The sequence below is a fragment of the Nonomuraea sp. NPDC049758 genome (assembly GCF_040674635.1).
In the GTDB taxonomy this organism is placed as follows: domain Bacteria; phylum Actinomycetota; class Actinomycetes; order Streptosporangiales; family Streptosporangiaceae; genus Nonomuraea.
The window spans coordinates 201,597-224,712 of the sequence record NZ_JBFAMZ010000008.1; the positions used below are offsets into that span (position 1 = coordinate 201,597).

Annotated in this window: 21 protein-coding genes; 10 read left to right on the forward strand and 11 right to left on the reverse strand. The window is 73.3% G+C overall.

The window, feature by feature from the left end:
• Position 1: 1 nt before the first annotated feature.
• The 3 genes from AB0J46_RS22810 to AB0J46_RS22820 form a co-directional block, all read right to left on the reverse strand.
• A complete protein-coding gene (locus AB0J46_RS22810; RefSeq protein ID WP_364335098.1) occupies positions 2-1,522 on the reverse strand; it encodes an AMP-binding protein in 1,521 nt (506 codons plus the stop codon).
• Positions 1,509-2,603 carry an isochorismate synthase gene (locus AB0J46_RS22815; protein ID WP_364335100.1) on the reverse strand — a complete coding sequence of 365 codons (1,095 nt, stop codon included), beginning with the start codon at positions 2,601-2,603 and terminating at the stop codon, positions 1,509-1,511. Before AB0J46_RS22815 ends, AB0J46_RS22810 begins: the two co-directional genes overlap by 14 nt.
• Before the next feature lie 128 nt (positions 2,604-2,731).
• Entirely contained in the window at positions 2,732-3,487 is a 756-nt protein-coding gene (locus AB0J46_RS22820) for a 2,3-dihydro-2,3-dihydroxybenzoate dehydrogenase (protein ID WP_364335102.1), read from the reverse strand.
• A 115-nt stretch (positions 3,488-3,602) separates the two neighbouring features.
• Here AB0J46_RS22820 and AB0J46_RS22825 point away from each other — a divergent pair, with 115 nt between their 5' ends.
• The 8 genes from AB0J46_RS22825 (at position 3,603) to AB0J46_RS22860 (ending at position 12,854) form a co-directional block, all read left to right on the forward strand.
• Entirely contained in the window at positions 3,603-4,622 is a 1,020-nt protein-coding gene (locus AB0J46_RS22825; protein ID WP_364335104.1) for a hypothetical protein, read from the forward strand.
• A 187-nt stretch (positions 4,623-4,809) separates the two neighbouring features.
• Positions 4,810-5,919: a S1 family peptidase gene (locus tag AB0J46_RS22830; protein ID WP_364335106.1), complete on the forward strand. Its 1,110-nt coding sequence runs from the start codon at positions 4,810-4,812 to the stop codon at positions 5,917-5,919.
• A 263-nt stretch (positions 5,920-6,182) separates the two neighbouring features.
• Positions 6,183-7,193, forward strand: coding sequence for a hypothetical protein (locus AB0J46_RS22835; protein WP_364335108.1), 1,011 nt, complete (start codon positions 6,183-6,185; stop codon positions 7,191-7,193).
• Positions 7,190-8,299, forward strand: coding sequence for an FAD-dependent oxidoreductase (locus AB0J46_RS22840; RefSeq protein WP_364335110.1), 1,110 nt, complete (start codon positions 7,190-7,192; stop codon positions 8,297-8,299). Before AB0J46_RS22835 ends, AB0J46_RS22840 begins: the two co-directional genes overlap by 4 nt.
• 116 nt (positions 8,300-8,415) lie before the next feature.
• Positions 8,416-9,552: a hypothetical protein gene (locus tag AB0J46_RS22845; RefSeq protein ID WP_358295627.1), complete on the forward strand. Its 1,137-nt coding sequence runs from the start codon at positions 8,416-8,418 to the stop codon at positions 9,550-9,552.
• Between the two features lie 26 nt (positions 9,553-9,578).
• Positions 9,579-10,802, forward strand: coding sequence for a cytochrome P450 (locus AB0J46_RS22850; protein ID WP_364335112.1), 1,224 nt, complete (start codon positions 9,579-9,581; stop codon positions 10,800-10,802).
• Between the two features lie 149 nt (positions 10,803-10,951).
• Positions 10,952-12,265 (forward strand): cation:proton antiporter, encoded by a 1,314-nt coding sequence (locus tag AB0J46_RS22855; protein ID WP_364335116.1) that lies wholly within the window; start codon positions 10,952-10,954, stop codon positions 12,263-12,265.
• 40 nt (positions 12,266-12,305) lie between these two features.
• Positions 12,306-12,854: a GNAT family N-acetyltransferase gene (locus tag AB0J46_RS22860; RefSeq protein WP_364335118.1), complete on the forward strand. Its 549-nt coding sequence runs from the start codon at positions 12,306-12,308 to the stop codon at positions 12,852-12,854.
• A 16-nt stretch (positions 12,855-12,870) separates the two neighbouring features.
• Here AB0J46_RS22860 and AB0J46_RS22865 read toward each other — a convergent pair whose 3' ends face one another.
• Complete coding sequence (locus tag AB0J46_RS22865) at positions 12,871-13,407, reverse strand: RDD family protein (protein ID WP_364335120.1); 537 nt, start codon at positions 13,405-13,407, stop codon at positions 12,871-12,873.
• Between the two features lie 151 nt (positions 13,408-13,558).
• On the opposite strand from AB0J46_RS22865, the gene AB0J46_RS22870 reads away from it, so the two are divergent.
• On the forward strand, positions 13,559-14,995 hold the full coding sequence (locus AB0J46_RS22870; RefSeq protein WP_364335459.1) for a carboxylesterase family protein: 1,437 nt from the start codon (positions 13,559-13,561) through the stop codon (positions 14,993-14,995).
• 21 nt (positions 14,996-15,016) lie between these two features.
• Here the strand turns inward: AB0J46_RS22870 and AB0J46_RS22875 are convergent, their stop codons facing one another.
• From AB0J46_RS22875 to AB0J46_RS22885, 3 genes are all read right to left on the reverse strand, one after another.
• Positions 15,017-15,673, reverse strand: a complete 657-nt coding sequence (locus tag AB0J46_RS22875) for a TetR/AcrR family transcriptional regulator (protein ID WP_364335122.1) — start codon at positions 15,671-15,673, stop codon at positions 15,017-15,019.
• Positions 15,674-15,877: 204 nt separating this feature from the next.
• The gene (locus tag AB0J46_RS22880) at positions 15,878-16,915 is read right to left on the reverse strand and encodes a hypothetical protein (RefSeq protein WP_364335124.1); all 1,038 of its coding nucleotides are present in this window, start codon (positions 16,913-16,915) and stop codon (positions 15,878-15,880) included.
• 186 nt (positions 16,916-17,101) lie between these two features.
• On the reverse strand, positions 17,102-17,887 hold the full coding sequence (locus tag AB0J46_RS22885) for an SAM-dependent methyltransferase (RefSeq protein WP_364335126.1): 786 nt from the start codon (positions 17,885-17,887) through the stop codon (positions 17,102-17,104).
• Positions 17,888-17,934: 47 nt separating this feature from the next.
• On the opposite strand from AB0J46_RS22885, the gene AB0J46_RS22890 reads away from it, so the two are divergent.
• Positions 17,935-19,254, forward strand: a complete 1,320-nt coding sequence (locus AB0J46_RS22890; protein WP_364335128.1) for an MFS transporter — start codon at positions 17,935-17,937, stop codon at positions 19,252-19,254.
• A 109-nt stretch (positions 19,255-19,363) separates the two neighbouring features.
• Here the strand turns inward: AB0J46_RS22890 and AB0J46_RS22895 are convergent, their stop codons facing one another.
• The 4 genes from AB0J46_RS22895 to AB0J46_RS22910 all read right to left on the reverse strand — a co-directional run bounded on the left by AB0J46_RS22895 (position 19,364) and on the right by AB0J46_RS22910 (position 23,104).
• Positions 19,364-19,618: a hypothetical protein gene (locus AB0J46_RS22895; RefSeq protein WP_364335130.1), complete on the reverse strand. Its 255-nt coding sequence runs from the start codon at positions 19,616-19,618 to the stop codon at positions 19,364-19,366.
• Between the two features lie 309 nt (positions 19,619-19,927).
• The gene (locus AB0J46_RS22900) at positions 19,928-21,082 is read right to left on the reverse strand and encodes an aminotransferase class I/II-fold pyridoxal phosphate-dependent enzyme (protein WP_358295605.1); all 1,155 of its coding nucleotides are present in this window, start codon (positions 21,080-21,082) and stop codon (positions 19,928-19,930) included.
• A complete protein-coding gene (locus AB0J46_RS22905) occupies positions 21,069-21,821 on the reverse strand; it encodes a class I SAM-dependent methyltransferase (RefSeq protein WP_364335132.1) in 753 nt (250 codons plus the stop codon). Before AB0J46_RS22905 ends, AB0J46_RS22900 begins: the two co-directional genes overlap by 14 nt.
• A gap of 11 nt (positions 21,822-21,832) precedes the next feature.
• On the reverse strand, positions 21,833-23,104 hold the full coding sequence (locus AB0J46_RS22910; protein WP_358295601.1) for a class I SAM-dependent methyltransferase: 1,272 nt from the start codon (positions 23,102-23,104) through the stop codon (positions 21,833-21,835).
• Positions 23,105-23,116: the final 12 nt, after the last annotated feature.

The following is a 23,116-nucleotide window of genomic DNA, read 5'->3' on the forward strand; positions in this document are numbered from 1 at the left end:
GTCATGTCCTTTCGCGGAGATGGCGCTTGCTGACCTTGCCGACCGCGGTCTGCGGGAAGGCGTCGACGAACTCGAACCGGTCAGGGATCTTGAAGATGGCGATGCCGCGCCGGCGCAGGAACGCGCGCAGCTCGGCCCCGCTGGGCGGGTCGCCGCGGCAGATGACGTAGGCGCAGGCCCGCTCCCCCAGGTAGGGGTCGGGCACGGCGACCACGCTGGCGTCGTGGACCGCCGGGTGGGCCAGCAGGTGGTTCTCGACCTCCTCGCCCGCGATCTTCTCGCCGCCCCGGTTGATCTGGTCCTTGGCGCGTCCCTCGACGACCAGGTTGCCGGTGGGGGTGCGCAGGACGATGTCGCCGGTGCGGTAGAAGCCGTCGTCGGTGAAGGCGGTCCTGTTGTGCTCCTCGGCCCGCCAGTAGCCGCGAATGGTGTACGGGCCGCGGGTCAGCAGGTGGCCGCGGTCGCTGTCGCGGCCGTCGTCGTCCAGGACGCGGATCTCGTCGTCGGGCGAGATGGGACGTCCCTGGGTGGCGACGATGGTCTCCTCGTCGTCGTCCAGGCGGGTGTAGTTGACCAGGCCCTCGGCCATGCCGAACACCTGCTGGAGGGTGCAGCCGAGCTCGGGCCGCACCCGCTTGGCCGCCTCCCGGCCGAACTTGGCGCCGCCGACCTGGAGCACCTCCAGGCTGGACAGGTCGTGGCCGGTGGTGGCGGCGGCGTCCAGCCAGACCAGGGCGAGCGGCGGGACGAGGGCCGCGATCGTGACGCGCTCGCGCTCGACGAGCGGGAAGCAGGTGCCGGGGCTGGGGTCGGGGGCCAGCACGGACGCGGCCCCGGCGCTCAGCGCCCCGAACACGCCGGGCGAGCTCATCGGGAAGTTGTGCGCGGCGGGCAGCGCGCACAGGTAGACGCTGTCCGGCCGCAGCGCGCAGATCTCGGCGCTGGCGCGGAAGCTGTAGATGTAGTCGTCGTGGGTGCGCGGGATGAGCTTGGGCAGGCCGGTGCTGCCGCCGGACAGCTGCAGGAAGGCGACGTCGCCGGGCGCGGGGCGGTGCGGGCCGCTGGGGTCCTCCCCGTCCGGGTCGGTCTCGGGGAGCTCGCCGAGGACGTGCGCGGGCGTGCCGGGGGCGTAGGCCCGGTGCTCGTCGTCGGGGCAGATGTAGGCGGCGGCCTCGGTGAAGGAGCAGAAGTGGGAGATCTCGGCCGAGCGGTGGGCGGGCAGCGCGAACACCGGCCAGGCGCCGATCCGGAACAGCGCGAAGCACACCTGGTGGAACTCGGGCACGTTGGGGAGCTGGACCACGACGCGGTCGCCGCGGCGGATGCCGCTCGCGCGCAGCCCGGCGGCCAGGCGGTCGGCGCGCTCGTCCAGGTCGCGGAAGGTCCAGCGGGCGGTGGGCGAGATCAGGGCGGGGCGGGGGCCGTACGCGGCGGCCAGGTCGCGCAGCAGGCCGCCGAACGTCTCGCCGCGCCAGTAGCCGGCCGCCCGGTACCGCGCGGCCTCCTCCTCAGGCCAGTGCATCGGAGACCCCCAGGGCGCGCAGCATGGTGCGGAACTTGGCGGCGGTCTCGGCCAGCTCGGCCTCGGGGTCGGAGCCGGTGACGATGCCGGCGCCGGCGTACAGGCGCAGGGTGTGCTCGGCCATCTCGGCGCAGCGGATCGCCACGGCCCACTCCCCGTCGCCGGCGGCGTCGGTCCAGCCGGCCAGCCCGGCGTAGAAGCCGCGGTCGAACGGCTCCAGCTCCTCGATCATCCGCCGCGCCCCGGCCTCGGGCGTGCCGCAGACGGCGGGCGTCGGGTGCAGGGCGGCGGCCAGCGCGAGCACGCGGGTCTCGGGGTCGCGCAGCGTGCCGGTGACGCGGGTGGACAGGTGCCACATGGTCTCGGTGGAGGTCAGCTCGGGTGTGACGGGCACCTGCAGGCCCGCGCAGTACGGCGCGAGCGCGTCGGCGACGGCCTCCACGACCAGCCGGTGCTCGCGCAGGTCCTTGGCGGAGGCGGCCAGCGCGGCGGCCCTGCGCCGGTCCTCGGCGGGGTCGGCGCAGCGGGCCGCCGAGCCGGCCAGCGGGTTGCTGACCACCGCGCGTCCGTGGCGGGAGACCAGCAGCTCGGGGCTGGCGCCGGTGAGCGTGCGGCCGCCGGGCAGCGGCGCGGCGAAGGAGTAGCCGTGCCCGAGCAGCGGGCGCAGCAGCCCCGGCAGGTCGATCGGCTCGTCCGAGCGCAGCTCCACGGTCCTGGCGAGCACCACCTTGGCCAGGCCGCCGCGCTTCAGCTCGGCCAGCGCCCTGCGCACCGCGGCGGCGTACGCGGCAGGCTCGGGCACCCGCCTGCTCCACCAGCCGCCGCTGACCAGCGGGGCGGCGCCCGGCGGCAGCGGCGGCGACCAGGTCTCGGACTCGGGCAGGATCAGGTGGGCCGTGCCGTCGAAGCCGATGGCCCCGGCTGCCGGGCCGTCCAGCCTGCCGGCCAGCGTGGCCAGGTCGCCGGCGGCGACGCCGCGCACCCCGCGGGTGAGCAGCGTGCCGCGGGCGGAGGCGAACAGCACCGACTCCGCGCGGTCGTAGCCCGCGAGCGGATCCGCCGCGGTTGTCAGCAGATGCAAGGGAGGTCCAATCTCGATCGGTCCAATCTCGGTCGGTCCATCTGGTTCGGCCCGCTGCCGGGCGGTCCGGGCTGGAAGGCCGCGGGCTCGGGGGCGGGGTCGGGGCGGCGCAGGAGGGCCGGGACGGGTCAGGCGCGGAGGGTGGCGCCGCCGTCCACGAGGAGGTCGTGCATGGTGATGTGCCTGGCGCGTTCCGAGCACAGGAACAGCACCGCGTCGGCCACGTCGGCCGGGTCGGCCACCCGGCCGAGCGGGATGCCGACGCGGAAGGCGGCCGGGTCGCCGTGCAGGGTGGCCGACAGCGCCTCGTCGGGGTCGGCGCCGTCCCACAGGGCGCGCAGCATGGCGGTGTCGGTCGAGCCGGGTGAGACGATGTTGCACCTGATGCCGTGCCTGGCGACCTCCAGGCCGAGGCAGCGGGTGAACATCCGGGCCGCCGCCTTGGAGGCGGCGTAGGCGGCCATGCCGACGCGCGGCACGCCGGCCGCGTTGGAGCCGACGGTGACGATCACGCCCCGCCGCCGCGGCGTCATGCGTCGGGCGACGGCGCGGGAGACGTGGAAGACGCCGTCGGCGTTGACGGCGAAGCTCTGCCTCCAGTGGTCGTCGCCGGTGCCGCCCACCTCGCCGGGCAGCAGCACGCCGGCGGTGCTGACGAGGATCGCGATCGGGCCGAGGTCCCGCTCGACCGCCGCGACGACGCGCTCGACGTCGTGTGGGTCGCGCACGTCCACGCGGTACGGCCGCCCGTCGCCGCCGGTCACCGGTCGCAGGTCGGCCGCGGCGACCACGGCCCCGGCCCCGGCCAGGGCGGCGCAGACGGCCGCCCCGATGCCGCGGGCCGCGCCGGTCACCAAGGCGATCCCGCCGTCGATCCCGTCCATTGCGGCACGTCCTCCCCGAATGCTTTAGTTAGGTAAGCCTTGCCTAATTTGAAGGCAAAGAGACCGTCTGTCAAGACCGCCGTCCGGACCCGGCGAGGGCCGTCGGGAAAGCCGCGTGAGGAGCGAGATCGGGGATGTCACCGCAGGTCGGAGACGCGAAAGGGCGGCGTGGCCGCGGCTGGGAGGCGCGGCCGCGCCTCTCGGGCAGGTCGGGGTTGGCCAGGAAGGCCCGTCCGAGCGACACCAGGTCGGCGCCGGCGTCGAGCAGCCGTTCCGCCTCGCGCCGGCCGCCGTCGGCGGGCAGCGGGCCAGGCCAGGGCTGGGCCGGGTTGGCGATCAGGGCGCCCGGCCGGGCGGCGCGCAGTCGCCGGTAGAGCGGCTGGTCCGGCTTGGCCTGCGGGACCGGCTCGCCGACGAGCTGGGCGTCGACCCGTCCCCCGCCCTGACCGCCCTGTTCGAGGCCATCCTCCGCCAGGATCCCGCCCTCCTGCCCGCCGCCGCGGGCGTCCCGGCCCCCGCCGCCGGGGAGCTCGGCCGCGCGGTCGCGGAGCCAGGCCGGGAGGCCCGGACGAACCTGCCCGCGCCGCTCGGCGACCTCGTCGGGCGCGACGCGGCGGTCGCCGAGGTCGGCCGGCTGCTCGGGGACGTCCGGCTGGTGACGCTGACCGGTCCCGGTGGGGTCAGCAAGACGCGCCTGGCGCTGGAGGCCGCATCTCGACGCCGCCGAGTCCTGGCCCGCCTGCGCGACGTCCATCCCTTCTCACCCGCGGGCGCGCACCTGGTCCACGCCGAGCTGGGGTTCGTGGCCGAGCTGCGCGGCGATCACGAGTCGGCCGCCGCGAGCCACCGGCGCGGCCTGGAGATCGCCCGCTCGACCGGTGAGCCCCGGACCCTGGCGCTCTCCCTGGAGGATCTGGCCGGAGCGGCGGAATGGGCCGCGCTGCTGCTCGGCGCCGCCGACGGGTTGCGCGGCAGCGTGGGCGCCCCGCTGCCGGCCGCCGAACGCGGCGACGTGGACCGGATCACCGCGTCCGCCGTCGCCGTGCTGGGGCGGGACGTCTTCGCCGCGACGTTCCTGCACGGCACAAACAACTTTCTTGACATCGCCGAAAATGCCGGGTCGAACTTTTCATGAGTCCTGCTCGGGCCGATGCGATCTCATTTACCGGAACATAACGCCAGGTCAGCAGCGCGCCTGAAGTGGCCACGCCCCTTCCTTGATCTATTACTCCCGGTCAAAAAATCAGTATGACAGCCCCTTGCCCTCGTTGGGGATTTTGTTCATATTTGCGGGCAAGTCACCCCACCCTCAGGAGGCTCCAGTGAGCATCCATGGCTTACGGATCCGGCGCGCCGCACTGATCGTCGCCACCGCCGGACTCCTCACCGGCGCGGTCACGGGCATACCCGCCCAGGCATCGCCCGCGCCGGCCCAGCCCGCCGCCGACCCGGCCGCCGCCGCGGCCAGGCTGGAGGGGCAGCTCGGCGCCCGCACCGCCGGCTCCTACTTCGACCAGGCACAGGGCAAGATGGTGGTCACCACCACCGATGCGGCCGACGCCGAGGCCATCACCGCCTCGGGCGCCGTGCCGCGTGTCGTGTCCCGCAGCGGCCCCGCACTTGAGGCCATCATGTCCTTCCTCGACCGCACGGCCGCCGTTCCCGGCACCGCGTGGGCCGTCGACCCGGCCTCCAACCAGGTCGTCGTCTGGGTGGACAGCACCGTCGCGAGCAGCGCGCGCACCAAGGTCCAGATCGCGGTCCAGCAGGCCAACACGCAGGCGGCGGCCGCCCAGGGCCAGAGCGCCGAGGCGGCCACGCCCGCGGTGCGCGTCGAGAACGAGCCCGGCAGGTTCAGCCTCTTCATCCAGGGCGGCGACGCGATCTACGGCGGCCAGTACCGCTGCTCGCTGGGCTTCAACGTGGTCAGCGGTTCGACCTACTACTTCCTGACCGCCGGCCACTGCGGCAACATCGCCTCCACGTGGTACGCCAACTCCGCGAAGACCACGACCCTGGGCAACACGACGGGATCCAGCTTCCCGGGCAACGACTACGCCATCGTCAAGTACACCAACACCAGCATCGCCCACCCGGGCGGCGTGGACCTCTACAGCGGCTCGCGTGACATCACCAGCGCGGGCAACGCCTACGTCGGCCAGTCCGTGCAGCGCAGCGGCAGCACGACACACGTGCACAGCGGCTCGGTGACGGCGCTCAACGCCACCGTGAACTACGCCGAGGGCACCGTACGCCAGATGATCAAGACCAACGTCTGCGCCGAGGGCGGCGACAGCGGCGGCGCGCTGTTCTCCGGCGGCGTCGCGCTCGGCCTGACCTCCGGCGGCAGCGGCAACTGCTCCAGCGGCGGGACGACGTTCTTCCAGCCGGTCACCGAGGCGCTGAGCGCCTACGGGGTGAACGTCTTCTGATCGGCCGCTGACAGCGGGTGAGCCGATCTCCGTGCGGGTCGCGTGCAGGCGCGGCCCGCACGTCGCGTAAAAGAACCTATACAAAACAGACAAAACGTCCTAATGTGGGCATCGCCCCAGTCGGCAACGACTGGGGCGCCAAACTTCCTCCGCCGGCGTGCGCGACAACCGCCCAGGGTGCCCTCTTTTCGGACAATTCCCCTTCCGGCCGCCGTCCGACCCCCTCCATTACAGGGCGTAACGGCTGTGTTACTGTCCGCGTTATGAACAAATCGGCCACTGAGCGGCAGATAGAAATTCTCTGGCCCACCATCGGCGTATCGGTCACAGCAGACCTTGACGGACGCAACCGCGACCTCGCCGACGCGTTGTGGCGGACCCTGCCCTACCGCAGCCTGCAAGGCCACGCCCTCGTGGCGGGCCACCACCTCTACCATCTGGCCCCGATGCCCGAGTTGCTGCACGTCCCGGGCGTCCACAAGATCGACCGGCGGATCGCGCCCGACGGATCGGTGTTCTGCTCCCGTCTCCAGCACCTCGGCATCAAGTACGGCCCGCTGAGCGAGCCCATGCCCGCCACGCCCATCGGCACCGTCCGCGAGGAGGACCTCGACGCGCTCGCCGAGGCCGGGAAGGCGGTGTGGCAGTCGGTGTACTCCGGCGGCGAGCCCGTGATCGTCGAGGTGCGCAGGGCCGGCGACGGCGGCGGCCACCAGCTGCGCCGTCCGACGGCCCGGCACACCGAGGCCGAGCAGCTCCTCGCCGAGCTGCACGACGAGATCGAGCGCATCTGGCTCGACCCGCCCCAGGAGCTGGTCGACCTGCACGAGGGCCGGATCGCCTCGGGCGCGGGCAGCTTCGGCACCACGCTGACCACGATGCTGTTCGTCAACGGCGAGACCCGCCCGCTGGGCTACTGCTGCTACTCCGGCCTGGTCAGGGCCGCCCAGCAGCAGCAGCTCCCGCTGGAGTTCCTGCAGCAGATGGCGCGCATCATGGCCGCCACCCCGGCCGAGTTCCTCGGCTACTGCGGGCTGAACAAGTTGCACCAGTTCACCGAGCGCGCGCTGGAGGTCGCCGACCAGCTCCAGGACCGCGAGGACTTCGTCGCGCTCATGAGCCACATGGCCCTGTACGTCAACTGCCTGGGCGCCTGGAACCTCCAGCTCTTCCCGTGGCAGGTCGACGAGCACCTGCGCGCGGACGGCTCGGTGGCCCCGATCTCCCGCTCGATGCTGGCTCCCTTCCAGAGCGGGACGGTGGCCCCGGCATGAGCCAGGCCGACCGGGCCGAGGTGGTGGTCATCGGCGGCGGCGTGATCGGCCTGTCGATCGCGGCCCACCTGGCCGAGGCGGGGGTCGAGACCGTCGTCCTGGAACGCGACGACCTGGCCTCCGGCGCCTCGCGGGCCACCGCGGACGTGCTGCGCGCCTACTTCTCCGGCGACCCGGTCAGCTCCGCCATGGCGGTGCGCAGCCTGTCGGCGTACCGGTCGTTCCCGCGCTGGCCCGGCGCCGAGCTGCCGATGCGGCAGGTGGGCTACCTCGTGCTGTTCACCGAACGGGAGCAGGTGAACAGGTTCGAGGCCGAGCTGCCGGCGCAGCGGGCCGCGGGCGTGGACGTGTCGCTGATCGGCGCGGAGGAGGCCCGGCGGCTCAACCCGCTGGTCGAGGAGCCGTCGCTGCTGGCGGCCGCGTGGTCGCCGCAGGCGTTCGTGAGCGACACGGCCGCCATCGTGGAGGCGTACGCGGAGGGCGCGGCGCGGGCGGGGGCCTCGCTGCGCACCGGCTGCCCGGTCACCGCCGTCGATCCGGCCACCGGGCGGGTCGAGACCGCGGACGGCACGCTCACCGCGCAGGCGATCGTGTGCGCGGCCGGGGCCTGGTCGGGCTGGATCGCCTCGGCGGCGGGCGTGGACCTGCCGCTGACCGGGCCGGCGGTGCAGGAACTGCTCACCACCGGCCCGCTGCCCGAGGTGCCGGACATGCCGGTCACCCTGCACGCCGCCAGCGGGCTGCTGATCCGCCGGCGCGGCGACCGCATCCTGATCGGCATGGGCAACCCCGGCACCGACCGGGACGCCTGGTTCGTCAAGGCCAGGGCGCAGCTCGCCACCACGTACCCGGACCTGGACCTGTCCGGGCTGGAGACGGCGGTGCGCGGCCCCAGGGACGCCAGCCCCGACCGGTCGGCCTTCATCGGCCGGCTGCCCGGATCGCCGGCGTTCCTGTACGCCACCGGGTTCTCCGGCCACGGGCTGTGCAACGCCCCGGCGGCCGGGGAGCTGGTCCGTGACCTGTACCTGGGCCACGACCCGGCGGACGCGTTCGGCTTCGACCCGATCGAGCTGTCGGCCGGGTCGCGGCGACGCTCGCGCTGACACCGCACCCGGACTCGTGCCGCCCGCGCCGACGCCGCATCCTTTCCGTGATCGAGGCGTGGCGTTGCCGCGGGTTGGCGCGGCAGCGGGTACGACCGGCACCGGGGGAGACAACGATGACCACGAATCCGTACGCCACGGCGCCCGTCGGCTACGCGGCCGAGCCGACGGCCGCGCCGTACTCGATCGTCGAGCTCATGCCCGGCGCCCGCAACCTGGTGCACTACCTGCGGGTGGCGCCGGGCGAGCGGGTGCTGGTGCTGGCCGAGCACACCGTCGACCCGGTGGTCGTCCAGGCCATCGCGGCCGCGGCGGCCTACCGTGACGCCGACGTGCACATCCTGTCGGTGGCGCCGTTCAGCCCGGGCGGCTGGGACAGCGGGGCCGGGCACCACGTCGAGCGGGCCGCCGTCGGGGCGTCCGACGTCGTCATCGCCTGCACCTGGTGGGGCGAGGTGCACACCGCGCCGCTGTTCTTCGACGAGATCGCGGCCCTGCCGGTGCGGTTCGCGTCCCTGCACATGAGCGCCACGGCGGGCGCGCTGCTCACCGGCGCCCGCCTGCCCAACGAGGTCTTCTACGCCCTGGCGCACCGCACCCTGGAGAAGCTGGCCGCGACCACCAGGATCCGGGTCACCTCGACGGCCGGCACGGACCTGACGCTGTCCGGGCTGACCCTCATGCCGGACGCCGAGCCGCCGGGCCCCGGCCAGTGGCGGCCCTTCCCGTACGGCGGCGTCAACTTCTGGCCCGCCGACACCGAGGGCGTGCTCGTCGTCGAGGACTGCACGGTGACCGGCGTGCCCGAGGAGCCGCTGAGCGTCCACCTGGCCGGCAATGTCGTGCAGAAGATCGAGGGCGGGACGGCCGCCGACCGGCTGCGCCGCTTCTCCCCCGGCGGCTTCTACCTGCGGCACGCCCTGATCGGGCTGAACCCGAAGGTGCGGGTGGCCGGCGGCAGCCAGTTCGAGCGGGAGAAGCACGCCGGCGCGTTCTACTGCGGGCTGGACGCGCTCACCGACGGCGTGGCCGTCACCACCGCGCCCGGCTTCGCCCACTGCGACTGCCAGGTCGACCGGCCCACCCTGTACGCCGACGACGAGCCGCTCGTCCTCGACGGCCGGCTGCTGCTGCTCGACGACCCCGAGATCCGCCGGGTGGCCGAACGCTTCGGGCCGCCGGACGTGATCCTCGACGACAACCCGGTCATGGTCCTCCCCCGCCGCTACAGCGGGGCGACGTCGAGCCGATGACCGCCCGTCCGCACCAGACAGACAGGATGACCATGGAACCCGAGTTCGTCCTCGACCCGGCCACCCTCGACCTGCACGACAGCGACGAGCGGCTGCGCCGGGCCGGGCCGCTCGTCCCGGTACGGGTGGAGGGGGTGCTGGCCTGGGCCGCCACCAGCCACGCGACGCTGGAGGCGGTGCTGTCGCACCCGGCTATGACGCGCGACATCCGGTACTGGGACCCGAAGGCCCGCGCCGCGGCCCCTCAGGGCACGTCGCTGATGCGGCTCGTCACCGACGCGTCCATGCTCAACGCCGACGGCGAGGAGCACCGGCGGCTGCGCGGCCCGCTGGTCAAGCTGTTCAGCGCGCGCCAGGTGCAGCGGATGGAGCCGTGGATCACCTCCATCGTCGGCGACCTGCTGGAGGACCTGGCGGCCAGGCCGCCGGGCGAGCCGGTGGACCTGCGCGCCGAGTACGCCTACCCGCTGCCGTTGCGCGTCATCGTCGAGATGCTGGGCGTGCCCGAGTCCCACCGCGAGCGCCTGCGCGCGCTCACCGACGAGGTGGTGCAGCTCGACCAGAGCCCGCCGGACAGCCCGCAGGGTCGCAGGGCGCTGTTCGAGCTGGTCGGCGAGATCATCGAGGTGCGGCGCGGCACGCCCGGCGAGGACCTGACGAGCGAGCTGATCGCGCTGCACGCCCAGGGCCGGCTGGACGACGCCGAGCTGCGGGACACCGTGCAGGTGCTGCTGATCGCCGGGCACGTCACGACGATCAACCTCATCGCGCACGCCGTGCGCGCCCTGCTGGGCCGGCCCGAGCAGCTCGAACTGCTGCGCTCGGGGGCCGTCCCGTGGAGCGCGGCGGTGGAGGAGGCGCTGCGCTGGGAGTCGCCCAACGCCTACTTCCCGATGCGCTACGCCATGGAGGACGTGGAGATCGAGGGCGTCCGGCTGCGGGCGGGCGAGGCGGTGCTGGCCTGCTTCTCCGCCGCCGGGCGCGACCCCGAGCGGTTCGGCGAGAACGCCGCCGACTTCGACGTGACCAGGCCGGCCGTACCGCATCTGGCGTTCGGGCACGGGCCGCACTTCTGCCTGGGCGCGCCGCTGGCCCGGCTGCAGGCCGAGGTGGCGCTGCCGGCCCTGTTCGCGACGTTCCCCGGCATGCGGGCCGCCGGGCCGCTGGACGACCTGCCCCGGCTCACCTCGCTGCTGGACAACGGGGTGCGCGCCCTGCCGGTGCTGCTCGGCCCGCGCGCCACCGGCTGAGCTCCGCCGGTTTCTCCGTGATTGCGGATCTTCATGGGCTGCTTTCTCGGAGATTGCCGCATGTGAACGGGTCCGTTGCGGCGTCCGCGCCGGGCGTTCTTTGCTGAATATCCGGGTTCGGAAACCAGGATCGACCTCCAGGGGTATTCATGCAGACGCCCATCGCCCCCATCGGCGCGCACGGCATGCTCGTGTTCCTGTTGCAGATCGGAGTGCTGCTCGGCCTGGCCCTGGGGCTCGGGGCGCTGGCGGCCCGGTTCCGGCTGCCCGCCGTGGTGGGCGAGCTGTTCGCCGGCGTCGTGCTCGGGCCGTCGATCCTGGCGCACGTCGCGCCGGACCTCCAGCGCTGGCTCTTCCCCGCCGACCCCGGCCAGTTCCACCTGCTGGACGCCGTCGGGCAGGTCGGCGTGCTGCTGCTGGTCGGGCTGACCGGCATCCACATGGACCTGAACCTGGTGCGCCGGCGGGCGGCCACCGCGGCCGGGATCAGCGTGGGCGGCCTGATCATCCCGCTCGGGCTCGGCATCGCCACCGGGTTCCTGCTGCCCCGGATGATCGTCCCCGACGGCACCGACGCGACGGTGTTCGCGCTGTTCATGGGCGTGGCGATGTGCGTGAGCGCGATCCCCGTGCTGGCCAAGACGCTGATGGACATGCGGCTGCTGCACCGCAACATCGGCCAGCTCACGCTCACCGCCGGGATGATCGACGACGCGTTCGGCTGGTTCATGCTCTCGATCGTCAGCGCCATGGCCGTCAACGCGGTCAGCACCGGCACCGTCCTCACCTCGCTGGCCTACCTGGTGGCCATCGTCGTGGTGGCCCTGACCGTCGGGCGTCCGCTGGTGCGCGGCGCGATGCGGCTGGCGGCCCGGTCGCCCGAGGCGGGCCCGACGGTCGGCATGGCGATCGTGCTGCTCGTCCTGGCCTCGGCCGGGACGCACGCGCTCGGCCTGGAGTCGGTCTTCGGCGCGTTCGTGATGGGCATGCTCATCGGCGGCGCGGGACGGGTGGACCCGGCCCGGCTGGCGCCGCTGCGCACGGTGACGCTGTACGGCTTCGCCCCCGTCTTCTTCGCCACCGCCGGGCTGCGGATGGACCTGACCGCGCTGACCCGCCCGCCGGTGCTGCTGGCCGGGCTCGCGGTGCTGGCCGTCGCGATCGTCGGCAAGTTCGTCGGCGCGTACGCCGGCGCCCGGCTGAGCCGGCTCAACCGCTGGGAGGCGCTGGCCCTGGGCGCCGGGCTCAACGCGCGCGGCGTGATCGAGGTCGTGGTGGCCATGGTCGGCCTGCGGCTGGGCATCCTCAGCGTCGAGGCGTACACGCTGGTGGTGCTGGTCGCGATCGTCACCTCGCTGATGACGCCGCCCATCCTGCGCGCGGCGATGGCCCGGGTGGAGCAGACGGCCGACGAGGAGATCCGCGAGACGGCCCACCGCGCCTGGACCACCACGGCGAGCTGACGGAGACGACGACTCTCGCGACACGCCCTAAAGTTGCCCTATGTCCGAAACGCCGTCACGGGTGGAGCTGCACCCGCTCACCCTCTCCGACCAGGACGAGTTCTGCTCGCTGGTCCGGGCCAGCGCCGAACTGCACCGGCCGTGGATGCAACTGCCCTCGACCGCCGAGGAGTTCCGGACCTGGATGCGCCGCTTCGACGACGGCCTCAATCTGGGCTTCCTGATCCGCGTCCGGGAGACCGGCGCCGCGGCGGGCACGGTCAACATCAACTCGATCATCCGGGGCCGCTACCAGGGGGCGTCCCTCGGCTACGCGGCCTTCGCCCCGTCCGCCGGGCGCGGCTACATGACCGACGGGCTCGCCCTCGCCCTGCGGCACGCGTTCGGCGACCTGCGGCTGCACCGCCTGGAGGCCAACATCCAGCCGGGGAACAAGGCGTCCGTGGCCCTGGCCCGGCGGCTGGGCTTCCGTTACGAGGGGTTGTCGTCCGACTACCTCTACATCGACGGCGCCTGGCGCGACCACGAACGCTGGTCCATCACGGCGCCGAGCCCCTGGCAGCCCGATCCCTCGCTGCCGGAGGTCTGATCGTCTCAAGGAGGCGTCAGGGCGACGGCACCACCCGCGTGGCCGTCACGAGGTCGTGCAGGGCGGCCCGGTCGCGGCGGGTCAGCACCAGCACGACCGAGGCCCCGGCCAGGGCGTACGCCGCGACCAGAAGGGGCATGGCGACGGCCGACTCCGGCTCGCGGACCAGCCGGGAGACCGCCATGTGAGCGCACTGCCACGGAAGCAGCTTCACCAGGGCGCGCGCCACGATCCGCGCCACGCCGGGCCGGCCCCCGCCGTGCAGTGCCACGACGAGCCCCGCCCGGCGCTTGCCCCACGTGGCCTGCCGCCGCCCCGCCTCCCCCATGACCAGGTACGCCGCGAGAGGCAGCACGCTCAGCGCGGTGATCAGCAGGTCGGTGCCCAGGGCGCCGAGCCCGCCGAACCCCGCTCCCGCGCGGCTGAGCGGCACGAACACCGCGGCCAGCACCGTCAGCCAGGCGGCGATCACGAGATAGTCCCAGCCGGCCGCCACCAGCCTCGGACGTAACGCCGCCCGGCCGCCGCGCGTCCGCTCCCGCTTGTTCAGCACGTGTCGCCTCCTTGACCATGATCCTCGCACGGCGGCGACGCGCGGAGGACCGGAGGCCCCAGATCTATGCCGACCGACACAGGCTCTATCGTTCAACATCGACACTGCCGACGGGCACAGGCCCGCGGGAAGGAGATGGTCAGTGGTGACGATGACGACCGGCGGCAAGGTACGCGGGACCGACGAGCACGGCATCGCCGTCTTCAGGGGCATCCCGTTCGCGAAGAGCCCCTTCGGATCGCTCAGGATGGCCGCACCGGCGCCCGCCGACCCCTGGGACGGCACCCGCGACGCCACCGGTTTCGGCCCCCGGCCGCCGCAGCAGGCGGTGGTGCCCGGGATGCCGGCGTGGAGCTCCGCCGGCGGGCTCGACTGCCTCACCGTCAACGTGTGGTCGCCCGACCCCGGCGGGTCGGGCCTGCCGGTGATGGTGTGGATCTACGGCGGCGCGTACGTCACCGGCTCGTCCGACCTGCCGGAGTTCGACGGGCGGACGCTGGCGGGCGAGGGCGTGGTCGTGGTCTCGTTCAACTACCGGATCGGCATGGAGGGCTTCGGCCAGATCGACGGCGCGCCGCCGAACCGGGGGCTGCTCGACCAGGTCGCGGCGTTGCGCTGGGTCCAGGAGAACATCGCCGCGTTCGGCGGCGACCCGGGAAACGTCACGATCTTCGGCGAGTCGGCCGGCGCGGGCTCGGTCGCCTGCCTGCTGACGATGCCCTCGGCGGCCGGCCTGTTCCGGCGCGCGATCGCGCAGAGCGTGCCCGGCCTGTTCCTCACCCCCGAGCGGGCCGCCCGCGTCACCGCGGCCGTCGTCGAGCGGCTGGGCGGCGCGGCGCCGTCCGAGAGCGCGCCGGAGGAGCTGCTCGCGGCGGGGAGCGCGGTGGCCGTCGAGGACTTCACGGCCTTCCCCGGACGATGGGGACGGCTGGCGTTCGCGTCGGTCCCGTTCATGCCGGTCGTGGACGGCGAGATCCTGCCCTCGCCGCCCTGGCCGGCCCTGGCCGGGGGCGCCGCCCGGGACGTCGACCTGATCGTGGGCTTCACCAGGGACGAGTTCGACCTCTTCCTCTCGATGGACCCGCGGCCGGAGGCCGACCTGCCCGCCCGGCTCGACGCGGCCCTCGCGGCGCTCGCCCCGCCCGGCGCGGACGCGGCCTACCGCACCGCGCTCCCCGGGGCGTCCGCGCGGCGGTTGTACGGCACGCTCATGTCCGACTGGCTGTTCAGGATGCCGAGCGCGCTGCTGGCCGACGCGCACCGCGGGCGGACCTTCGCCTACGAGCTGGCCTGGTCGCCCACCCCGCTCGGCGCCTGCCACGGCCTGGACGTGCCGCTGACCTTCGGCACCCTGGACACGCCGCTGGCCGCGATGCTGACCGGCGGCGTCCCGGAGGCCGAGGCGCTCTCGCGGCAGTTCCGCACCGCCTGGACCCGGTTCGCGGCCACGGGCGACCCCGGCTGGCCCGGCCACGAACCGGAGAAGGCCGTCACCCACGTCTTGGACGTGCGCTCCTGGGACGTGGCCGACCCCGAGGCGTCGTCCAGGGCGCTCTGGTCCGCCACCGGCATCGCCGTCATCGACTGAACGACGCCCCGGCCCGGCGCCTCAGGCACTCCCGCCGGCGCCGGGCCCGTGGCCGTTCTCGCTGACGGCCGCGTTCACCAGGGCACGCGCGGCCCAGCGGACGGCCTCCTGTTCGGCCTCGGCGTCCAGGCCGCGGACGTCACGCAGGGCGATCTGCGCCTCCCAGCCGACCACGACGGTCAGGGCCGAGATCAGCCGCTGGAACGCCTCTTCGCTCAGAGTGTCGCGCAGCGGCGCGCAGGCCTGCTCCAGCCAGCCCACCCGCCGCTGGGTACGGCGCGGGCCAGGCGTTCCCCGGGAGCCGCCCACCGGCGGGTCGACGGTCAGGCGGATCAGCCGCCGCCCGAGGGGCAGCGACTGCGGGGAGTGCTCCAGCAGGGTCCGGATGAGGGCGTCGACGCGGGCGGCGGGGTCACCGGCCAGCGCGGGGTCGGCCAGCGCCTGCTCGACCGGCGGATCGTTGATCGCGCCCGCGGTCGCGTCGATCAGCAGGTGGTCCAGGGTCGGGAAGTACGTGTAGACCGTGCGGCGGGACACGTCGGCGGCGGCCGCGACCTCGTCGATGGACGGGGTCGCGCCCCCCGCGCTCAGCCGGATCGCCGCGTCGATGATCGCCTTACGGGTACGGCGCCGCTGCGCTTCACGTCCGCCGCCGCGGACCGGATCGTCACTGGTCATGATGCCGCCTGTCACTCCTTGGGCCGCCGGTCAGGTTCGGTGTGCGGCCGTGTTGACGACCACTCGCGACCTGAGTATATCCATGTGCATTCGATGCACGAGAGTGCAATCAATGCACAATAGGGAAACGACCTCGGCGGGTTCGTCACCGGTTCGTCCCGCGGTCCGGGCCGCGAGCTCCTGACCCGGTCCGCGCGGGCCGGGTCAGCCGGAGACGTACGTGATGGAGCCGGTCCAGCGGTTGGCCGCGTCCCGGTAGACCTGGAACAGGCCGGTGTCGAAGTACGGGGAGATGCCGGTGTCGTACCGTCCGTCGGCGTCGGTGTCGGCGACGCTGATCGTCAGGCCGGTCAGGTGGCCGGCGCGGGTCTCGGCGTCGTACCCGGCCACCCACGCGGCCCCGAGCGAGGCCGTGAACGGCGAGTCCACGCCGACGGGCCGGTCCGCGCGCAGGCCGGAGGGCTTGACCGCGAACGTCGGCCCGGTCGAGCGTTCGAGGCTCTGCCCCGCATATGGGACGGAGCCGTCGGGGTGCGGCCCGGAGGGGTGGCCGAAGACGTCGGCCGCGGGCGGGAGCGGCTGGTTGGCCGCGATCCCGAGGCCGCCGACGTTGTCGCCGAGGCGGCCGACGGTGGTCAGCGTGTCGGGGGCGGACAGGACGACGCCGCTGTGGACGGTGGCGAAGGCGTAGTCGCGGTCGAAGTCGTGCAGGTCCTCGAAGTCGTAGTGGGTGATGCCCTGCTTGCCGACGTACAGGCCGTAGGGGGTGGCGCCGTCGGAGTAGGCCGGGACGAAGACCCACTTGCCGAGCGCGCCCATCGGGGCCTCGATGTCGAACACGCAGTGGCCCGCGGTGGCCACGAGGTTGCGGTAGGCCGACTGCACCGAGGTGCCGGTGCACCAGTGGGGCAGGCCGTCGCCGCCGACGAAGAACACCTTGCCGGACGTCACGACCTCGTCGCCGGGCGGCGGGTTCTCGGCCCCGATCGGCGGGGTGCTGACCGCGGGCCCGTCCGGGACGACGCCGGTGGACAGGCGTTCGCCCCCCATCGCCACGGCCAGCACGGCGTACGGCGTGGCGGCCCGCAGGTTGGCGGCGTCGTCGGCGAGCCAGAACCCGGCCACCTCCCTGGCCTTGTCCACGACGGTGGCCAGCGGGACCGTCGCGACGGTGGCCGCCCGCGCGGCCCCGGCCACGACGACGGGGGTCAGCAGGCTCAGCGCGGCGGCTGACGCGATCATTGCACGCCTCAAGGACATCTCTCCGTCCGGTGGGGCCGGCCGGACGGCCCGGCCGGCGAACACCAAGATCGTAAGCACGGCCGACGACGGAATCCCACACGTTTTGGATCACATGTTCGAAACGGTGGAGTCCGCAGAAACGCGCGTGGCCCACCACCCGGAGGTGATGGGCCACGGCCGCGCGGGTCAGGACCGCTTGCGGCCCACCGCGCACAGGTGGTAGTCGCCGTCGATCGGGGACGGGTCGGTGTCGTGGTCGGGACGCCACTCGCGGGTGTTGACGACGCCCGGCTCCAGGAGGTCGAAGCCGTCCAGCATGGAGGCGAACACCGACCGCCTGCGGGCCGTGAACGGCGAGGTCGCGTTGCGGTAGACGGCGCTGACGTCGTCGGCCTTGCTGGGCATGGTGTCGGGGGCGACGTGCGTCAGCACGATGTGGCTGCCCGCGGGCAGCAGGTCGCGGTAACGGTGGACGACGCCCACCGGGTCCTCGGCGTCGGTGACGAAGTGCAGCAGCGAGACCACCAGCAGCGCGATCGGCCGGGAGAAGTCCAGCACCTCCGCCGCCCGCTCCATGACGGCCTCCGGCCGCCGCAGGTCGCCCTCCTGGACGGTGACGTCGGGCGAGTGGCCGAGCAGGGCGCGGGAGTGGGTGAGCACGACCGAGTCGTTGTCCACGTAGACGATCTTCGCGCCCTCGATCACCTCGTGCACGTGGCCCGCGGTCGGCAGCCCCGACCCGATGTCGAGGAACTGGTCGACGCCCGACTGCCGCAGGTGGCGCACGGCGCGCTGCAGGAAGGCCCGGCTGTTGCGGGCGTCGCCCCTGATCTCGGGGATGATCGACAGCACCTTCTCCGCGGCGGCCCGGTCGGACGCGAAGTTGTCCTTCCCGCCGAGGTAGTAGTCGTACATCCGCGCCACGTTGGGCACCGCGGCGCTGACGCCCGGCGGGACTCGGTCACTCATCATGTGCCAAACCTAGACGATCTAGGGCTGACGTTGGGATGATCTCTGCCATGTTAGGTCTCGACCCCGCGACGGGGATCAGCAGGACCAACCTCTGGGCATGCATGGGGCTCGGGCTCCTCGGCACGGCGGTCATCACGTTCCTGCCGGCCGCCCAGCCGTACCTGCTCACCGACGCGCTGGGGCTGTCCGGCGACGACCTGGGCCGCACGACCGGCTACCTCCAGGTCGCCGCGGAGGCGGCGCTCATCCTGAGCCTGGCCTGGTACGGCGCGCTCGCCGACCGGATCGGCCGGCGGCCGGTCGCCGTGGCGGGGCTGCTGCTGTGCGCCCTCGGCGCGGCGCTCTACCCGTTCGCGGGCAACGTCGCCGTCCTGGTCGCCCTGCGGGTCGTGTTCGCCCTCGGGATCGCCGCCCTGAACGTCACCATGTCCGCGATCACCGCCGACTACGTGCGCGACCGCGCGCGCGGCAAGGCCTACGGCTGGCTCGGCCTGTTCAGCGGCATCGGCGCGGTGATCGCGGTGCTGGTGCTGGTACGCCTGCCGAACATGCTGGAGGGCGGCGGCATGGCCCCGGCCACGGCGGCCAAGGTGGGCTTCCTGGTGGTCGCCGGGCTGGTGCTGCTGGGCGCGCTGGCCCTGCGCGGAACGCTGGCCCCCGGCCTGGCCGCGTCCGTCGAGCCGCCCGCCGGGCAGCAGGCCGGTGAGCGGGCCGGGCTGGGCCGGCTGGTCGTCGAGGGCGTGCGGCTGGCCCGCGACCCCGGCGTGGCGCTGTCGTACGCGGCGTCCTTCGTGGCCAGGGCCGACCTGGCGCTGGTGGCGAGCTTCCTGTCGTTGTGGATCGTGGACCACGCCAAGGCCGTGCGCGGCATGTCCGCCACCGAGGCCCTGGCCAAGAGCGGCGCGATCGTGGGCATCGCGTACATGGTGATCGTGGTGGGCGCGCCGCTGTTCGGCTGGCTCGGCGACCGGATGCGGCGGCAGGACGTGGTGATCCTGGCCCAGGCGCTGGCCGGGGCCGCGTACCTGTCGACGCTGCTGGTCAGCGACCCGCTCGGGCCGGGGATGATGCTGGTGGCGGCGGCCGTCGGGCTGGGCGAGATCGGCGTCATCACCACGGCGGGCCCGCTGCTGGCCCAGCAGGTGCCGGCCCGCTACCGGGGCTCCAGCTTCGGCGTCCAGACGCTCTGCGGCGCGATCGGCATCTTCGTCATCTCCGGCGTCGGGGGCTGGCTCTACGACCTGTGGCGGCCCGCGGCCCCCTTCGCGCTGGCGGGCGCGTGCGGCCTGCTGGTCGCCCTGTTCGGCCTGGCCGTGCGCGGCCGGGTGACCCCCGTCCCCGAGGCGGAACCCAGCCGCACGGCCTGACCGCAGGACGGTGCCCCCGCCCGCCCCGGCGGGGTCGCTCACCCAGCGGGCCGGCTCGGCAGGGGTGTGCTCAGCATGGCGTCGTTCAGCAGCCGGCAGCGCTCCTTGTTCAGGTTGCGGGCGTACAGACAGTCCATGCGCTCATCACGATCCGCCTTGCACGCGGACACATCCTGACGGCCGTCGTCGGGCAGTCCTCGAACACCTCGGACGCGCGGGCGCAGTCCGCGCCCGCGACGTTCGACTCGCACTCGGCGTAGCGCTGCGGCGGGCGGTCGGCGAGTTGCCACCGCCCATGGAGGACGGCCGCCATGACGGCGAACCCCAGCACGACCAGCCCGAGGATCACATGTCGGCGCCGCATTCAGTCCACCGGCTCGAGCCAGGACGCGAACGCGCCGTCCGAGACCGTGACGTACACGGCTATCCCCTTGCCTGCACGGGCCCTGGAGGCGAAATGATGACCAACGCCTGTTTAGACCGAACCGATGCGTTCGCGGAAGGTGATCAATCGGGAAATCGCGGCTGCCCGTTCCACGGGGACGGCTCCAGCGCCATCAGCGCTGATCAAGGCCCATGGCCGGACGCAGTGTGACGCATATCACTCTCCAGCGCGACGTCGGCACACGACGAGGCGCCTCCGTACCCGGAGGCGCCTCGCTTCGTGACGGGGTCAGGCGACCAGCCGGCGGTCGGCCGCGCGGACCGTCTCCCGGACGACGCGGCAGATGCCGGCGATGTGCCCGGCGTCCACCGTGGGACCGGTCGGCAGGGACAGGACGCGGGCGGCCAGGCCCTCGGCGCGGGGCAGGGGCAGCGGGAAGTGCCTGCCCGGGTCCGACCGGTACGGCTCGACCTGGTGGCAGATCGGGGAGAAGTAGCGGCGCGCGTGCACGTTCTCCACGAGCAGCGCCGCCAGCACCGCGTCCCGCGACACGCCGGCGACGGCCTCGTCCACCTCGATGACCAGGTACTGGAAGTTGGCCCGTTCGCCGGGCGCCTGGCCGCGCACCACGACGCCCGGCAGCCCGGCGAGCAGCTCCTCGTAGACCCGCTGGTTGCGCCGGTTGGCCTCGACGATCGTGTCGATGGCCTCCAGCGAGGTCAGCCCCATGGCCGCGTGGAACTCGCTCATCCGGGCCACCGTGCCGGCCCCGGAGATCTGCCCGGCCGCGTCGATGCCCTGGTTGCGCAGCTCCCTGACCCGCGCGGCCAGGTCGTCGTCGTCGGTGACGATCGCGCCGCCCTCGACGCTGTTGACGAACTTGGTGGCGTGGAAGCTGAAGATCTCGGCATCCCCGGACGTCCCGATCGGCCTGCCCCGGTAGGTGCAGCCGAGCGCGTGCGCCGCGTCGAACAGCAGGACGAGCCCGTGCGCGCGGGCCAGGCGCTCCAGCGCGTCCACGTCGCACGGGTAGCCGAAGACGTGCACCCCGAGAATGCCGCGGGTGCGCGGGCCGATCAGGCGCTCGACGTGGTCGGGGTCGGCGTTGCCGGTGATCTCGTCGGAGTCGCAGAAGACCGGGACGATGCCGATCCACTCCAGCGCGTGGGCGGTGGCCACCCACGTGAAGGAGGGGACGATCACCTCGTCGCCCGGCCGCAGCCCGGCGGCCCTGGCCGCGATCTGGATGCCGGTGGTGGCGTTGCAGGTCGCCACGGCGTGCCGGGCGCCGGTCAGGTCGGCCAGGCGCGCCTCGAACTCGCGCACCAGCGGGCCGTTGTTGGTCAGCCAGAGCCGGTCGAGCACGCCGCCGAGCCGTTCCAGCAGGCGCGCCCGCTCCCCCGCGTTCGGCCGGCCGACGACGAGGGGCTCACCGGAGGCCATCGCCGGCCTCCTCGCGCACGCCGACGAACAGCCCGGGGCTGTTGGGCCGGCCGTCGGCCAGCTTGAACGCGGGCCGGAACTCGGCCCGGCAGCCCGCCTTGGCGAACGCCTCCAGGTACTGGTCGCAGGTGAACAGGCTGGAGTACAGGACCTCGGCGAACTCCTTGAAACCCGAGGCGTCGGCGACCCTGAACCGCACCTCCAGCCGGCTCTTGCCGCCCTCCCTGCGCGAGTGCGTCATGCGGGAGATGACGAGCCCCTCCTCCACCAGCGTGTGGCCGCCGACGTGCCCGTCGAGGAAGTTCTCCGGGAAGTACCAGGGCTCGACGACGAGGACGCCGCCGGGCGCCAGGTGGGCCGCCATCCGGCCGACGGCCTCCACCAGCTCGTCGTAGGAGCCCAGCTCGCCGACGGCGTTGCCCATGCAGGTCACGGCGTCGAAGGTGCGTCCGAGGTCGAAGGTGCGCATGTCGCCGGCGTGCAGCGGCACGCCGGGCAGCCGCCGGCCGGCGACCTCCCGCATGTCGGGCGACAGCTCGACCCCCTCGACGTGGTCGAAGAGCTTGGCGAAGGTCTCCAGGTGCGCGCCGGTGCCGCAGGCGACGTCGAGCAGCGAGGCCGCCTGCGGCGACCGTTCCCTGATGATCCTGTCGAGCTCCCGGGCCTCGCCCTCGAAGCTCTTGCCGCGGCTGCGGAAGACGCGGTCGTAGTACTCGGCGTGGTCGGATCCGTATTCCATGCAGATCTCCTTCAGGCCACCGCCGGGACGGGCTCGGCCGTCACGACCCTCGGCTGCGGGATGGGGATGATGAACTTGCCGCCGCGGCGCAGGAAGTCCTGCTCCTTGGAGATGATCTCGTCGGCGTAGTTCCAGGCGAGCAGCAGGTAGTAGTCGGGCTGCTGGTCGCGGGCCTGCTCGGGCGAGCGGCACGGGATGCGCGTGCCGGGCAGCAGCCGGCCGTGCTTGAGGCTGGTGGTGTCGCTGCAGAAGCGCACCTCGGCCGGGCCGAGCTCGCAGAACTGCAGCAGGGTGGTGCCCTTGGACGGCGCGCCGTACCCGGCGACGGTCAGGCCGCGCCCGGCCAGGTCGCGCACGAGGTCGCCGATCTGCTTGATCACCTGGTGGGCGCGCTCGGCGAAGGCCAGGTAGGCCTCGTCGGAGTCGAGGCCGCTCTGCCGCTCCAGCGACAGCAGCCGGTTGACGGAGGGGCGGGCAGGGTGGGCCGAGCCCTCCCTGGCGGCGAAGACGACGATCGAGCCGCCGTGCACGGCCGCCCGCTCGACGTCCACGATGCGCAGGCCGTGCCGCGCGAACAGATGGCTCAGCGTGGTGACCGAGTAGTACGACAGGTGCTCGTGGTAGATCGTGTCGAACTGGTTCTCCTCCAGCAGGTCCAGCAGGTACGGGACCTCGATCGCGACCAGCCCGTCGGGGGCCAGCACGGCGGTGGCGCCGTCCAGCACGTTGTGCACGTCGTCGATGTGGGCGAAGCACTGGCGGCCGAGCACCAGCTTGGCCTCGCCCTGCTCGGCGTGGATGCGGCGGCCCTGGTCGGCGCCGAAGAACTCGGGCAGCGTGCGCACGCCGCGGGCGTTGGCGATCTCGGCCAGGTTCTCGGCCGGGTCCACGCCGACGACCCGCTGCCCCTGCTCCTGGAAGAGCGCGAGCTGCAGGCCGACGTTGCTGCCCAGCTCGACGACCAGCTCGCCCGGCGCGAGCCCGGCCCGGCGGGTGCACCAGCCGACGATGCGCCGCATGTGGCCGGTCATCTGGTCGGACTCGGAGGTGACGTACACATAGTGCCGGAACAGCACGTCGGGCCTGATCACGTGCCGGATGGCCATCAGCCGGCAGTTGCGGCACACGATGACGTCCACGGGGTAGGCGGGCTCCTCGGCCGGGAGGTCGGCGGGGTCGAGGAAGCCGTTGGCCAGCGGCACGGACCCGAAGGAGGTGACCTCCAGCCAGTCGTCGCGCCCGCAGACCCGGCACGTGTCAAGACGTCGGACAATGTCCTGCATGGCTTCTCCTCA